We start from the raw sequence: 15,079 nt of genomic DNA, 5'->3' as shown, positions 1-15,079 counted from the left end.
ACAAACAATTAACGCCTAAACAGGTTACCTTTGCAGAACCAACCCAAACGGATGATTACCATCATTTCAGGCACTAATCGCAGCGGCTCGCTGACACTGCGCATCGCACAATTGTATCAGGAACTGCTGGCAACGCATGGCGCACCTGCACAGATTTTAGACCTTTCGCAACTGCCGCACGATTTTGCATTTTCTGCATTGTACGATAAGGGCGGACAAAACCCTGCCTTCACTGCTTTTCATCAGCAGGCTGCCGACTCGGACAAACTTGTTTTCATCATTCCCGAATATAACGGCTCATTCCCCGGCGTGCTGAAAACTTTTCTGGACGGGATGCCTTATCCTAACCCTTGGAAAAACCGCAAAGCGGCATTAGTGGGCATTTCGTCGGGGCCGCAAGGAGCTGCGCCTGCTCTCAGCCATTTTACCGACGTTCTGCACTATTTGGGGATTCACGTGCTCGCGCATCGCGTTAAAATGCCTTTCATAGAAAAAAGTATGGCCGATAATCGCATCCAAAACGAAAACTATCTGCGACAGCTCAACAAGCAGGTAGAGAGTCTGCTGGCATTTTAAAACGGTTCAGGCAGTTGAGCCAACGGCAGCACGTGCAGCGTGGTTATGGGCTTAAATTTTCTATACAAAAGCGCAGGAGGTTTGCGAAAAAATGCTTTGTTTAAATTGATGATATACAGGTATTTAAACCTGAAAAGTCTCTAAAACCTGTCAGGTTTGTGTATAAGTATCTTTTCTTGGTATACTCCGCAATTGAGCCTTTGCGAACGCTGCGGTAGAAAACGCGTTAATGTGATTACTTATTTGCCTGTAAAGCAAAAAGAGCATCCCAAAACGGAATGCTCTTTTGCACGGAATTCAATTTTGTTACTTCACTAAGGAAAAATCTATGGAGAATTTCATTAGAGTTTCACTACATTGACAGCGTTGAGGCCTTTTTTGCCCATTTTTACCTCAAAACGCACTGCGTCATTCTGAGTGAGCGTTGTAGCATTGCCCAACTCGCTAATGTGAACAAACACATCTTTTTGAGTCTCATCATCTACGATGAAACCATAGCCCTTCGACTCGTTGAAGAACTTAATTTTACCGGTTTTCATTAAATTGAACTTAAATTAAAAAAAGAACTTGCCCAAATGTAAGCCTTTTTTAGCAAACTTTAACAAAATCAATAGGTTTCGTGAAAAATAATTTTTTCGAGGATGTATATGAAGTCGTCTGTCTGATTCCGCGGGGGAGAGTAACCAGCTACGGTGCCATTGCCAAATACTTAGGCAGTAAAATGAGCGCCCGCATGGTAGGCTGGGCAATGAATGCCGCACACACACGCCCGGAAGTACCTGCACACCGCGTTGTAAACAGGAGCGGCCTACTTACGGGGAAGCATCATTTCGGCACTCCTACGGCCATGCAGGAAGCCCTGCAAGCTGAGGGAGTGCAGGTTGTAGACGACCGCGTGGTAAATTTCAAAGAGCTTTTCTGGGACCCGCAGCAGGAACTCGGTTAATAGGAGGGAGCATTCGGAGCAAACAAAACTCGTTATCGCTCAATTACTCTGCTCTGCTACTGTGCAGTATCCATCCAACGAATCACGTCAGCGATTTGTGCGTGAATCTGCGTTTGCAACTGTTTTATGGTTGCTTCTTGCCACTCGGGGAGGTTTTCTATAGCAAGGCTTGTGGCGGCTATTTTTTCTAAGCCCAAATTGAGCGCAGTGCCGCGCAGATTATGCCCCAGTTTTTGCAATTGCGGCAAACTGCGCGTTTGGATGCTTTGGTCAATTTGGCCGAGAATATCCATCAGTTGTATGCGACTCTCTTGTTCCAGTGCACTTGAAAAATCCTTGTCGCTTTGCCGATATTGCCGCAAAGTGCTGAAATCATCATCATCTCCCGATGCGGGGAGCGGTTCATCGGCTGCATGGTTGGGTTGTCCGAACAGCCATTTTTCCAGCATCAACTGCATAGCGTTTTTGTCGATGGGTTTAGGCATAAAATCGTCCATACCTGCGGCTAAACATTTTTCACGCTCGCCCTTGACAGTACCCGCCGTTACGGCAATAATGGGCGTGTGCTTGTGTTGGCTGCTTTCCAATGCACGTATCATGCCGGTTGCTTCAATGCCGTTGATTTCTGGCATTTGCAAGTCCATCAGTACAATGTCGGGCGGGTTTTGACTGAACATTTCAACCGCCAATTTGCCGCCGGAAGCCTCTTGTATGTGTGCTTGCGGCGCTATGTGCTGTATAATCCGCCGCGCTACCAAGAGATTAATGGGGTTGTCATCTACCAACAAAATATTAAACGACTGCTGTTGCAGAAGCGATTCAACGGCATTTTGAGGGTGTTCAGATACCGTTTGAGGTGTTGCAGCTTCTATCGGCAGTGCCAAATCGAAGAAAAAATGGCTGCCTCTGCCAAGTTCGCTTTCTAATTGCAAACTGCTGCCCATCAGATGCAACAATTTATTGGAAATGCTCAAACCGAGGCCTGTTCCGCCAAAGCGTTTGGTGGTGTAAGAATCGGCCTGTACGAAGGCATCAAAAATTTTCTGCTGATTTTCAGGCGCAATGCCAATGCCTGTATCGCGCACGGAAAAGCGGAGCAATGCCGTGCCGTCTTTGATATCGGTCAGTTTGACTTTAACGGATATCATGCCTTTTTCGGTAAACTTGACGGCATTGCCCAGCAGGTTGATGAGTATCTGGCGCAGTTTGGCAACATCAGCCCGCAACGGTGGAATGCGAGAATCAATATCGGTAATCAGGTCAAGGTTTTTGGTTTTTACCTGATAGCTGATGGTCTTCGCTGTTTGGTGAATCAAAGCGGGGATATGAACCGTTTCAGGATAAAGTTCCAGTTTGCCGGCCTCTATTTTAGAGAAATCCAGAATATCGTTGATGAGTGCTTGCAGCGATTGGGCAGAATGATAGACCGAATCTATGTATTCATATTGCTGCGTATTGAGCGGTGTATTTACCAACAGACCTGCAAAACCAATGATGCTGTTGAGTGGCGTGCGTATTTCGTGGCTCATATTGGCAAGAAACTCCGACTTGGCTTTGCTGGCAGCTTCGGCTTTCTCTTTGGCTTCTGCAAGGGCTAAGGCAGCTAACTTCTCATCCGTAATATCGGTTTGTGTGCCAAACCATACCGTATGCCCGTTTTCATCTGTTTTAGCACGGGAAGCAATGCGCATCCAGCGCACCTCTCCGCCCGTAAGTTTGCGTACCTCAATATGTAAGTCTGCTTTCTTACGGATGGCATCCTTATTGGCGTTTATGAAGCGTTCTTTGTCATCAGGGTGAATTAAACCAATCGGTAAATCGGGGTTGGCATATACATCTTCTGCAGTGAGGTTGTTCAACTTGCACCAAACAGGGCTGACATATACGAACCGATGACTGTCTTCGTATTTATATACGCCCATCGGGATAAGTGCCACCAGTTCATTGAACTCCTCTGTTTTCTGAATGAGGGCAAGTTTTGCCTTTTTCGCCGCGTCGATGTCATAAAATGAGCCATAGAGTTTTTTGCAAACGCCGTTTTCCATTTGTGCCTCACCAATCACTCGCACCCACACCTCGCGCCCTTTGGCAGTTACAATTTGCAGTTCTTCATCGAAAGGTGTGCCGTACCGGATGGCTCTTTGAAGCACTTCATTAATTCGGTCTTTGCTGTAACCTTCTTTGTAGAAGTTGATGCGTTCTTGCAAAAGTTCGTCGAAGCCTAACTTGGGTTGGTAGTCGGGCGGAACTTCGTGGATGGCTCTGGTTAGGTCTGACCAATAGACTGTATTCTGCACCAAATCTACCTCCCAGCCACCTATGCGGGCGGCTTTGTTGGTTTGCTCGAGTAACTGCTTGGTGCGGAGCAGTTCGTTTTCCATGCGTTTGCGAAGCCATACATTGACCAACAGCTCACTAAATACGGTCAGAAAGCGGCACTCATCTTCGCTGAATGTATGCAGATGCTCCACGGAGTCAAACCCGACAAACCCGATGCACTGGTTGCCGTTGCGCATGGGGATGGTCAGCAGGCTTTTGATATTTTGCGACAACAAGAGTTCGCGCAGGTAGTCATTGGTAATTTGTCGGGTATCTGCAATGTGTACACTCTCACCGTTGAGGTGTGCTGCCAACCACTCGGGCAATTTTTTCAGTGGAACGGCCTGCAAATATTGCTTTTGGGAAGGAACTCCTTCCTTGCACCATTCGTGGGTATTAATAGCAATATTTTTGTCAAAAGAGTATTCAAAGATGTACGCGCGGTCGGTGTTAAAGAATGTTCCGACTTCTGCAAGGGCTTCTTGTAATGCCTCGGTCAATTGTTCAATCGGCAGGTTGATAAAGCGTGTAGAAAGGCGCATGAGCATGTTTTGCAGTTGTGCCTGTCTTTTCAGCGCTTCTTCGTATTGCTTTCGCTCGGTGATGTCTTGCGAAATACCAACCAAGGCTATCGGTTCGCCGTTTTCGTTTAGGATAGGCTGATTGGTTATCTGTACGGGGAACTGCTCGCCGTTTTTGCGCTGCGCGGTAAACTCCCGTACCCACAGTTTGCCGAAGTTTTCCCTGTGGATGGCCGCGCGTTCCTCAGCACTGATTTCTGTTAATGGCACTATGTCCATAATCAGGCGCCCCAGTACCTCTTCTCTTTTCCAGCCGTAAACTTCTTCTGCTTTTTTGTTCCAGTAAAATATGTAACCTTCGGGGTGGGTTGCTATCACCGGCTGCCCTACTTTTTCCAGCAGTTGTGCCTGAAAATGGGCTTCTTCCTCCTTTTCTTTCCTGCGGGTAATATCTCTGCCCACCGACATAAAGCCCGTACATTCGCCGTTGTCATCAAAAACGGGAGAAATGTGCATTTCTAACCAATAGGCTTTGCCGCTTTTGTGGTAATTAATCAGCTCGGCGCGGATAGGCTGGCGAGAACGGATAGCTTCACCCAACCGACGGGATACTTGGGGGTCGGTGTCTTTTCCTTGCAGCAACTCCTTGGGTTTGCGACCGCGTATTTCTGCAAGCGTGTAGCCGGTCAGTTGTTCAAAGCCTTTATTCACCCACAGCACATATCCATCCGTATCGGTAATGATAATGGAATCGCCTTCGTATTCGGTCAGCAGGCTCATGATGGCGTTCTTGCTGCCTGCCATGCCTATGGCTTCTGCGCTGCGCATAGCAGTAAAGCCGATGACAAGACCCTCGGGGTCAAGGCGGTCGGGCATTGCCATCACTTTGAACCATATATGTGCACCATTTTGCCGCCTGAAACGATATTCTATGCCGTTGGGAGCACTTGCCGCATATGTCGTAAAATTTTCAAGAATTGCCTCTTCGTGGCTTTTGATAGCGTCCCATTGAATATCCCGCTCGGCAGTATAGCCCAAGCAGTTTTTGAATCGGGGGTTTATCCATAGCTTTTCAGGATGGGAGGCATGATAATACCAGCAGCCATCGGGTGCGTGCACTTGCAGAAAATCAAAAACATCCGGCTGCTCATGCAGAAAATCATAAAGTTTGTCTTTGAGTGTGCTCATATGCAACCCCCTGCCTGCTTATGTATGCCTGCCTGCCATAGAAAAGTTTTTGGCGAACATGGCTGACGATTTGGTTTGTTAAAAAATGTACCCAAATAATCCCAACTGCTTTCTGCAATTAAGTAAAAAATCTACAAAAATCCAATCTCCGGCAGGCTGCTCAATTGCGGGTCATCTGCTTGTCGAGTGATGAGGGGATGATTCTGCAATGCTGCGACTCATCAGGCGATAAATCTCTGCCCACAGTGGAGCATGAGGTTGCAGGAGTGCCATATGTTGCTCTATCACGGGTAAGTCTCCCCGCACTGCCGGCCCTGTCTGTGCTTTGTGAGGAGGCATTTGCGTGACCTTTTCCAACGTTTCCTGAAGCAGCGGATGCAATATTTCAAGGCTTATGCCTATGGGTTTGAGCACTTGCGAAGCCATATGCCACAGGTGATTGGCAAAATTGCAGGCGATAACCGCTGCCAAATGCAGTTGCTTGCGTTCGTCGGAGTTAATTTCATATACTCGGGTGCTGATGTCGGAAGCAAGCGAAGCAAGCATATCAAGTGTCATTCGGTCAGAGGCCTCAATGCAAATAGGCACGGGCTGCCAGTCTACCGCCTTTGCTTTGGAAAAAGTTTGCAGCGGATAAAAAACACCGTGCGGGCAATTCAGGTTTGCCAACAGATTCATGGGCAATGTGCCGGAAGTATGTACCACGGCTGCCCGCGGCGGCAATTGCAACTCGGGCAGCAACTCGGGCAGTGCCGAGTCAGTAACCGAGAGAACAACCAACTCTGCTGCCGAGCGGGATAAGTCGGGTTTAGCAAGCGGGGCAGCCTCATACAATCGCTCGGCAAGTGCTACGGCATTTTTGCGGCGGCGACTGAACACCTCCGTAATGCGATGCCCTGCCGATTCTAAGGCGTCGGCTAAGTGCCAAGCAACATTTCCTGCGCCAATGAGTGCAATCCGAAGCATGATTTGTGTTTTTAAAGCAGTTGTACACAAACCTGACAGGTTTCAGAGACCTGTCAGGTTTAAATATTTGTATTTCAATGTCTTACGCGAAAATATTTTTCGCAAATCGCTTGTACTTTTGTATAAAACCATATCATCCGCCCAAAATCGGCGTTCAAAAGTACATTTTAAACTGCTTAAATTTATCTGTGCGTGCTATGCCTTACTGCCATCCCTGAGCCATTGAATGGCCTTGACTTCATCATCAAAAAACTGATTGTCAAGCTCTATGCCATTAATTATGACTTTATTGCGCACTTGATTAACGGCAAGCTGCCCGAAAAGGGACTGTGGCGTTAGTAATGCTACTTTGCGCAAACCAATTGCTACGGCACGCGGCACCCAGTCATTGATTAACCATTCCTGAACTTCTGTGCCTACAGCCTGTGCGGTGCGCAAATCCTGCAACATCAGCGAGCTGTTGCCTGTTTGCAAGTGTATTAGTACTTCGTCCAAAAGGATTTTCATTTCGTGAGGAGGCACAAAGCCTTTCCATGTGTAATAAAACACATGACCATCATCTATCCAGCCTGCAAGAATGTATTTATTGCTGATAACGGTTTGTAACATGGTTATTGTGAGAGGAAAAACAAAAGAAGCGGCAATTGGATAAAGTGGTTGTTTGTCAGCCGAAAATTCCATAACCGTTTACCAATAAAATTGTTTCAAAAAAATAGTTAATCTAATTAACTATTTTAGGAAAAATGCTTACCTTTATACCAGCAAACATTCCTTTTACACTAAAACGATTTTTAGCCATGAAATTGCCACTTTTTGAAGCTCACACCGGTATCTGGGAAGGCACTTACACCCGCCTGAATGAAAAGGGAGAGGTTATTGACCGCCACAAAAGCCGTTTGTTCCTGAAAATGAAGGACAACCAGTGGATTCAGAAAAATGAATACACATGGGACAACGGAAAAAAAGAAGTTCACGATTTCGGCGCATCGCCTTTTGATGAGAAGGGCATTCTGCACTACGACAACAAGCGCATCATCGGCAAGGCGTGGGAAGCAGGCGATGTTATCTGTTTGGAATGGCAATACAATGAACAGCCCGGCACGCACCTGTACGAGATTATTACTTTGTTGGAAGACGGGCATCGGATGCGTACTTGGCAGCACAGCCGCAACGGAAAATTTGAAGGGCTCACGATGATTGAAGAACGCCGTGTAGCACCTCAGGAAGCCATTGATTAGGCTTGGGTAAGTTCATTACCCAAGTTTAAATTACAACAATCAAGATGTGTCAATCTGAAAGAAGAAAACTTTCCTTGAAGTTTTCTTCTTTGCTTTTAAAGCCAAACAATTTCGCGTAACTTACGCTTATATACAATAATTAATGTGATTAACTATTTGTTCAACAATAAAAGCCTGAATCAGTATGAACCAAGCACCAATTAATGTGCCGCCTGCATGGCATCGCATCGGCAAACACGAGGTGGCACCGGAGGCAAGCCACGACGAAATTGCGCGTTTCAATTTCTTGTCCAATTTGAATAAGCATTTGGCAACAATGGTTTCTCCGGGCAACCGCATTGCTTTTGACAAGCGTGTGCGTCCGCGTTTTCGCCGTGAAAAAGGGCGCGATTTTGAAAACCGCCGCGAGGTGCGTGAAGCCATGTTGAGAGACCCTCATTTCCAAACGTGGAGTGCGCTGCGCCGCGCGGCTATGGAAATGCGTCAGCAGGCAGGGCGTTCGCTTGTGCTGCGTCAGGCAAAGCAATTGGCCGAAAAGGCAGCGCAGCTCAATGCGGGCAAAGATACCCTCCAACTCAACCCCAACCTGACCATTCCGCCTTATATTGCCAAAGTGGACAACCACCTCATGCCGGGCAGCTATCACACAGAACTATTTGAGGGCGACGTTTCGGCGGCTGCCAACTACGACATGGGCTTGTTTGTTACCACAGGTGGAGCACTGGGGCGTTTCAACGATGGCGGCGGAAAAGCCATTGCACAATGGTTGCTTTCGCATCATCCTGAGTTCAAGCCGAAGCGCATTTTAGACATCGGTTGTGGGCTGGGGCACAACGTTCTGCCGATAGCACAGGCTTATCCCGATGCAGAGGTGATTGCCATAGATGTAGGTGCACCCATGTTACGCTATGGACACGCCCGCGCACAAGCCATGGGCATTACCAACGTGAAGTTTATCCAAATGGACGGGCAGTTTACGGGTTTCCCCGATGAAAGTTTTGACTGGATTCAGACGACTATGTTCCTGCACGAAACTTCCGGTAAATCTATCCACGGCATTATGAAGGAAATTTATCGGATGCTGAAGCCGGGCGGTCTGACCATGCACATTGAGCAACCGCAGTACACACCCGAAATGGATTTGTACGAGCAATTCATCCGCGATTGGGATGCATTCTACAACAACGAGCCGTTCTGGTCTAAAATGCACGACATTGATACGGTAGAACTGATGACCCAAGCGGGCTTCAAAGCAGAAAACTTCTTCCAAATTGGTGTGCGGGCAGTGAACGACAACGAAGACCACACCAAACCACGTGCTCCCGAGCCGGAAGACCACGGCAGAGCAGCGGTATGGAATGTATTCGGGGCATGGAAAAAATAACGAAACGATATGGAAATCAACGACATAGTACTTGCCAACAGCAAGGCCAAGGGCAAACGTCCTTACTTTTTTGACGATGCAGCAGTAGAGCGCGTATTGAACATTACCATGGCAGTAGCCGGCGAACTGGCCGTCGTACACGAACGCTTAGATACCATTGAGCGCCTGTTGGAAGCCAAAGGTACGCTCTCTCGCGCCGACATAGAAGCCTACCGCCCCGACCCAAAAAGCGAAGAAGAGCGGCAGCGCTGGCACGCAGCCTATATTGCTCGCATCTTGCGCATCGTACAGCAGGAAATGGAGGCCATCCGCGATGAAAACCCCGAGAATAATCGCACGATGGATGAAGTTGCCGATGAGCTGGAACAGATTTAGGCTTGCTGAATGCCGAAAATAAAAATCCCGACCGATTACAAAACCGGTCGGGATTTTTTTGTGCGTGAAACTATCCAACGGCCAATTCTTCGGGTTCTTGCTGAACCTGCTTCTGTTCTGTATTGGAAGTTTCCTTAGAGAAGAAAGCATAGATGGCGGGGATGATGTAGAGGGTCAGCCCTGTGGCAATCATCATACCGCCGATAACAGCAATGCCCATGGAAACGCGGCTTTCTGCACCTGCACCCAATGCCAGCGCAATGGGCAACGTACCCAAAATGGTGGAAAGTGCCGTCATCAGAATGGGGCGAAAACGCTGCTCGGCGGCTTGTTTAACCGCTTCCAACTTGTTTAAGCCCTGCTCTTTTTTCTGGTTGGCAAACTCCACAATCAAGATGGCATTTTTTGTTACCAGACCAATGAGCATAATCATCCCGATTTGGCTGAATATATTAAGCGTTTGTTTGAAATACCACAGCGAAAGCAATGCTCCGGCAAGTGCCAGCGGCACGGTGAACATGATGATGAGCGGGTCGCGGAAACTCTCAAATTGTCCTGCCAGCACTAAGTAGATAAGCACCAGCGCAAGCCCGAACGCAAACAACAAACTTGAAGAACTTTCCTTAAACTCTTTGGACTGTCCTGCCAGTGCAGTGGTAAACGACTCATCCAATACTCGGTCGGCAATGGCATACATGGCATCCAGACCGTCGCCGATGGTTTTGCCGGGGGCAGGTGTTGCCGATACGGTGGCCGACACGAATCGGTTGTAGCGCAGCAAAGCCGGAGGGCTGCTTTCTTCTTTGAGCGTTACCAGATTGTCCAATTGAATCAGGTTGCCGTTTCTGTTCTTTACGTAGAGCGAGCGAAGGTCTAAGGGTTCGTTGCGGTCGCCGCGGCTCATTTCGCCAATCACCTGATATTGCTTGCCGTTCATAATAAAATAGCCGAAGCGCATACCGCTGAAGCCTAATTGCAGCGTTTGGGCAATGTCCAATACGTTTACACCCATTGTATTGGCTTTGTCGCGGTCTATGCTGAGCCTGATTTCCGGCTTAGTGAATTTCAGGTTTACATCCACTGTCGTAAGTGTGGGGTCTGCTTGTGCTTCGGCAAGAAATTTGGGCAGTACTTCGCGCAATTTTTCCAATGTTGGGGCTTGAATTACAAATTGCACGGGTTGGCCGGAGCGCCTGTTGCCGATAGTAGGAGATTGGGTGGCGATGGCGCGAGCCTCACTCAGGCCGCGTAGTTTTTTATTGAGCATGTCGGCTATTTCCTGCTGGCTGCGTTTGCGCTGCGTAGGCTCGGAAAGTTCCAGTCGCGACATGCCTGTGTTGGCTGCACCCGACATAAATGGCGGAGATGTAATGCCAATTACGGCGTTGGCTTCCGGCACATTTTTTTTCAAGGTGTCCAACAACTTCACCATATAGCTGTCCATGAACTCAAAAGAAGAACCCTCGGGGCCTGTAATGGAAATGCGGATGCTCGAGCGGTCTTCCAACGGTGCAAGTTCTTGTGGCAAACTTTTGAATATGACCACCATTAGACCAATGGCAAGGGCAATAATCGGAAACGCCAGCCATTTCACGCGCATGAAACTTTCCAGCGACTGTTCATACTGCCTGTTCAGCCATACGAAAAAGCCTTCTGTGCTGTTGTAGAACCAATTGTGTTTCACGCGGCGTTTGAGCAGGCGAGACGACATCATCGTTGTCAGCGTAAGGGCAACAAATGATGAGATAATTACCGAACCGGCGATTACTACGCCAAACTCTTTGAATAATTTACCGGTGATGCCTTGCAGAAATATTACCGGCATAAATACGGCAGCCAGCGCGATGGTTGTGGAGATAACGGCAAAGAATATTTCTTCGGCGCCTTTAAAACCTGCTTCCATCGGTGTCATGCCTTCTTCTATTTTGGCGTAAATATTTTCCAATACCACAATCGCATCGTCTACTACCAAACCGATGGCAAGCACAATGCCCAACATGGTCAGTACGTTGATGGTGAACCCTGCCACATACATGATGAAGAACGCACCAATCAGGGAAACAGGGATGGCAACCAGCGGAATGACGGTTGTGCGCCAGTCGCGCAGAAACAGGAAGATAATACCCGCAACCAATGCGAAGGCTATATAAACGCTTTCCTGCACCTCGGCGATAGAAGCGCGGATATATTTGGTGTCGTCAAAACCTACGGAAACGTCTATGTCTTCGGGCAGGTCGCGGCGAATTTGCTCCAATCGCTTGTAGAACTCATCGCTGATGGCAATTTGATTGGCGCCGGGCTGCGGTTCTATGGCATAGCCGACCATGTAGCGCCCGTCGCGGCGGAAGATGGTTTTTTCGTTTTCCGCAGTCAGTTTGGCTTTACCTATATCGGCAAAGGTTACTACCTTTTCTCCGGTTTGCTTAATGACTAAATTGTTGAAGTCATCTTCCGATACCAACCGTCCGAATGTTTTTACGGTGAGTTCTGTATTGTTGCCTTCAATTCTTCCCGATGGCAACTCCACATTTTCGCGGAGGAGTGCCTGACGTACATCCAGCGGGGTCAGTTGATAGGCGGCCAGTTTATCCACGTCGATAATGAGGCGCATGGCATATTTTTTTTCGCCCCATACGCGGATGCCCGATACGCCCGGAATGGTTTGCAGACGTTCTTTGATGAGTTTTTCGCCAATGGCCGTAATTTCTAACGTGCTTCGTTTGTCGCTTTGCGCATAGAGGCTGATGATGAAACTGCCGTTGGCATCGGCTTTGGCAACTACCGGCGGGTCGCACTCGGCGGGCAAACGCGAAACCGCACCGGAAACTTTGTCGCGCACGTCGTTAGCTGCTTCATCTATATTGGTTTCCAAATCAAATTCAATGTTGATGCTGCTGCGACCGTCGCTGCTGGTGGAGGTGATAGAGGCAATGCCCGGGATGCCGTTAATGGCTTCTTCCAGCGGTTCGGTAATCTGCGATTCTATAACCTCCGCGTTAGCGCCTGTAAATGAGGTAAATACGGAAACCACAGGTGTTTCCACATTCGGATACTCGCGCACGCCGAGGTAGCGGAAACCGATGATGCCGAAAATAACGATTGCCAAGTTAAGCACGACAGTCAGAACAGGCCTTCTGATACTGACAGTTGAAAGACTCATAAATCAGAAAAAATGAGGTACGGGAAATACAATGACGGCGGTTGTAGTTGATATGCGGCATGTGCCGTTGTAAAGATAACCATTTTACGGAATATAACGTTTAATTAACACGTCTTCCGGCCAATATGTTCACAGAACGGGTTGGACGGCCTCCAAAAATTCGGTGAGCATACGGGCTGTTGCACCCCATATTTCTTTTTCGGCTACGCGGAAAGTAGTAAACGGCATGCTGTTGCCGTTGGGCAGCATCACTTCGCGAACGCCTCTGATGTCGGGTCTTTTAAAGTAGGAGACAGGCAAGGTAAAAACTTCTGCCACTTCGCGCGGGTCATGGTTGAACACGGGCGGTTCGGGCAATACGGCTACTATCGGGTGTACAATTGTGTGGCTGGGAGGGATGTAAAGTTCGTGCAGTCTGCCTACCACCTGCGAACGGCCGACGCACACTCCGATTTCTTCCTGTGTTTCGCGGAGGGCTGTGGCAATCAAGTCTTCGTCGGTCATATCGTACCTGCCGCCGGGGAAAGCAACCTGACCGCTGTGTACGCCTTTGTAGGTATTGCGCAATATAAAAGGAAGGTGCCACTCGCCACCTTCCTGAAAAAGTGCAATTAGTACGGAAGCAATGCGCGGTGCGGGATGTTCGGGGATTTTCCAGCGCATGGGCGGCTGCCGGTGCAGGTAGTCGTTCAGCGCCTGTGATATTTTTGCAGCTAACATGCCCTAAAAATACATCCTTTTTGGCGCTATTCCATCAGCTTCGCAATTTGGTCTGCTTCGCGTGTACCGATAAAGCGCAGAAAATGTGCAATTTCAAGGTCTTTTTCGCTGCGATAGGCCATTTGGCGCAGCGGTTCAAGATATTGTTCCTCCATGGTCAGCCGGTACAGGGCAGCGGCGCAATATGGTTTGATTTCGCTGTTTTGCAGACCTTTTTGCAGCGTTTCAATGGCGGTGGCAGTATTGAAGTAAGACAGTGCTAAAATAGCACGCTGGCGGGCTGCCTGTCTGCCTTCTTTGCTGAAATGATAGCCGTCGTTGTCGTCTTCGGTGTCATCGTATTGCAACTCGCGGATGAGGTAGGGAATGGCAAGTTCATTTCCCAAGGCTGCCAAACAGTAGGCAATGCGGAGCGGCGAATCCATCATTTTGTCTTTGGGCAACAGCGTAGTCAGCAGTTCAAATGTGCCGGGAATGTTCAGTGCCACCATTTTTTTACAAAGTCTGCCAAGCAACACCCAGTTTTCGGTACGCTGTGCCATTTCCATAATCAGGCGTTGGCTTTCCATGCCGCGTTGGGCAAAATCATCCCAGCCGATTTCGTCCAAGTCGGCAGGCACTAACTGATGCCAAAACATGAGTGCCATCCATTGCGTGCTCTCATCGGATTTGTCGTCTAATAATGAAAGGAAAATTCTGCGCAACTCATCTTCGTTTTCTGTTCCGGCAGCAGTTGTCAGGTTTGAATAAATTTCATAATTGTTATCATGGAAAGACAAGCGCACAAACGACGGAATAAAATCATAAAAGGCTGCCTGCCGCATAAATAAGGCCGCATCTTCCGCGCGGTCGTAGAACAACATCAGTTCTGCCAGTCCTTTCAGGGCGGCGGTATATCGGGGGTTCAGCGAAAGGCTTGTTTGAAGTGCGTTTTTTGCCTGTTCATAATCACCGGCCTGCATCAGCAGTAGCCCTGCCAGTGTATGATTTTTTTCATCGGAAGGAAAAATCCTCGCCAAAAGATTGGCATAATACAAAGCCTGTTCATAGTCGCCTTTTATTTGATAGGCATTTGCCAGAAAATGCAAAGGGTCGGCCTCGTGAGGGTAATAAGCGGCTGCTTGCTGAAAATGTGCTATTGCCGAATCCAGATAGGCAGCGTAATCCGTTGTCGGGGTACTGACAGGCAGGAGCGAACTTGGCGTAGTGTCTTCCTGTAATTGTATTTCGGCTTCATTCAGGTAGCTTTCGCCTATGGACATCAGCAAAGGGTAATCGCTTTCATTGTTTTGCAATCCTTTTTGCCACAATCGGATGGCTTCCATCCGAAGGCCGTTGTGCTCCATGAGCGACCCCAACAGAATGCGCGATTCCGAATCGGAGGGGTCGGATTGGAGGTTGGCCTGCAACATGTGGCTCGCGGAAGAAAACTGACCGCGCTCCAACAACACCAGAATCTCCTGAATGGAGTGTTGCTGGGCATTAGCAGTAGAAGTAAAGAACAACAGACAGATAGCGGGGTAAATCAATCGCCGTGCAATTGCGGAATAGTATTGCTCCATAGGATGTCGGGATTATTGCTTGTAACAACGCACAATCTGCCATCCTATTGAATCAAAGTTTTACTTTGTTAGATTCGCCGATGTAATATCCGTGTCGGAAATATGCTTTTACGTGTGTTTTATG

At 48.3% G+C, this 15,079-nt stretch carries 12 protein-coding genes; 5 read left to right on the top strand and 7 right to left on the bottom strand.

Going from position 1 to position 15,079, the window contains the following annotated elements; genetic code table 11:
* Positions 1–51 precede the first annotated feature (51 nt).
* The gene (locus NDK19_RS00425; protein WP_250629850.1) at positions 52–576 is read left to right on the top strand and encodes an NADPH-dependent FMN reductase; all 525 of its coding nucleotides are present in this window, start codon (positions 52–54) and stop codon (positions 574–576) included.
* Between the two features lie 341 nt (positions 577–917).
* On the opposite strand, the gene NDK19_RS00420 is transcribed toward NDK19_RS00425, so the two are convergent.
* Positions 918–1,115, bottom strand: coding sequence for a cold-shock protein (locus tag NDK19_RS00420; protein ID WP_250629849.1), 198 nt, complete (start codon positions 1,113–1,115; stop codon positions 918–920).
* Between the two features lie 71 nt (positions 1,116–1,186).
* Here NDK19_RS00420 and NDK19_RS00415 point away from each other — a divergent pair, with 71 nt between their 5' ends.
* The gene (locus tag NDK19_RS00415; RefSeq protein WP_250630193.1) at positions 1,187–1,522 is read left to right on the top strand and encodes an MGMT family protein; all 336 of its coding nucleotides are present in this window, start codon (positions 1,187–1,189) and stop codon (positions 1,520–1,522) included.
* 56 nt (positions 1,523–1,578) lie between these two features.
* Here the strand turns inward: NDK19_RS00415 and NDK19_RS00410 are convergent, their stop codons facing one another.
* The 3 genes from NDK19_RS00410 to NDK19_RS00400 all read right to left on the bottom strand — a co-directional run bounded on the left by NDK19_RS00410 (position 1,579) and on the right by NDK19_RS00400 (position 7,125).
* The gene (locus NDK19_RS00410; RefSeq protein WP_250629848.1) at positions 1,579–5,550 is read right to left on the bottom strand and encodes a PAS domain S-box protein; all 3,972 of its coding nucleotides are present in this window, start codon (positions 5,548–5,550) and stop codon (positions 1,579–1,581) included.
* Between the two features lie 171 nt (positions 5,551–5,721).
* Positions 5,722–6,516: a Rossmann-like and DUF2520 domain-containing protein gene (locus NDK19_RS00405; protein ID WP_250629847.1), complete on the bottom strand. Its 795-nt coding sequence runs from the start codon at positions 6,514–6,516 to the stop codon at positions 5,722–5,724.
* A 195-nt stretch (positions 6,517–6,711) separates the two neighbouring features.
* On the bottom strand, positions 6,712–7,125 hold the full coding sequence (locus tag NDK19_RS00400) for a hypothetical protein (protein WP_250629846.1): 414 nt from the start codon (positions 7,123–7,125) through the stop codon (positions 6,712–6,714).
* 188 nt (positions 7,126–7,313) lie between these two features.
* Here NDK19_RS00400 and NDK19_RS00395 point away from each other — a divergent pair, with 188 nt between their 5' ends.
* The 3 genes from NDK19_RS00395 to NDK19_RS00385 all read left to right on the top strand — a co-directional run bounded on the left by NDK19_RS00395 (position 7,314) and on the right by NDK19_RS00385 (position 9,513).
* Positions 7,314–7,754, top strand: coding sequence for a DUF3598 family protein (locus NDK19_RS00395; RefSeq protein ID WP_250629845.1), 441 nt, complete (start codon positions 7,314–7,316; stop codon positions 7,752–7,754).
* Positions 7,755–7,938: 184 nt separating this feature from the next.
* The gene (locus NDK19_RS00390) at positions 7,939–9,138 is read left to right on the top strand and encodes a class I SAM-dependent methyltransferase (protein ID WP_250629844.1); all 1,200 of its coding nucleotides are present in this window, start codon (positions 7,939–7,941) and stop codon (positions 9,136–9,138) included.
* A 9-nt stretch (positions 9,139–9,147) separates the two neighbouring features.
* On the top strand, positions 9,148–9,513 hold the full coding sequence (locus tag NDK19_RS00385; protein ID WP_250629843.1) for a hypothetical protein: 366 nt from the start codon (positions 9,148–9,150) through the stop codon (positions 9,511–9,513).
* Between the two features lie 70 nt (positions 9,514–9,583).
* Here NDK19_RS00385 and NDK19_RS00380 read toward each other — a convergent pair whose 3' ends face one another.
* From NDK19_RS00380 to NDK19_RS00370, 3 genes are all read right to left on the bottom strand, one after another.
* Positions 9,584–12,673 (bottom strand): efflux RND transporter permease subunit, encoded by a 3,090-nt coding sequence (locus tag NDK19_RS00380; RefSeq protein ID WP_250629842.1) that lies wholly within the window; start codon positions 12,671–12,673, stop codon positions 9,584–9,586.
* 129 nt (positions 12,674–12,802) lie between these two features.
* Positions 12,803–13,393 (bottom strand): NUDIX hydrolase, encoded by a 591-nt coding sequence (locus NDK19_RS00375; RefSeq protein WP_250629841.1) that lies wholly within the window; start codon positions 13,391–13,393, stop codon positions 12,803–12,805.
* 26 nt (positions 13,394–13,419) lie between these two features.
* Positions 13,420–14,955: a tetratricopeptide repeat protein gene (locus tag NDK19_RS00370; RefSeq protein ID WP_250629840.1), complete on the bottom strand. Its 1,536-nt coding sequence runs from the start codon at positions 14,953–14,955 to the stop codon at positions 13,420–13,422.
* Positions 14,956–15,079 lie beyond the last annotated feature (124 nt).

This window comes from Rhodoflexus caldus (genome assembly GCF_021206925.1).
Classification (GTDB): Bacteria; Bacteroidota; Bacteroidia; order Cytophagales; family Thermoflexibacteraceae; genus Rhodoflexus; species Rhodoflexus caldus.
Note: the sequence above shows the minus strand (reverse complement) of the source record. Positions and strands in the feature narration are given on the sequence as shown.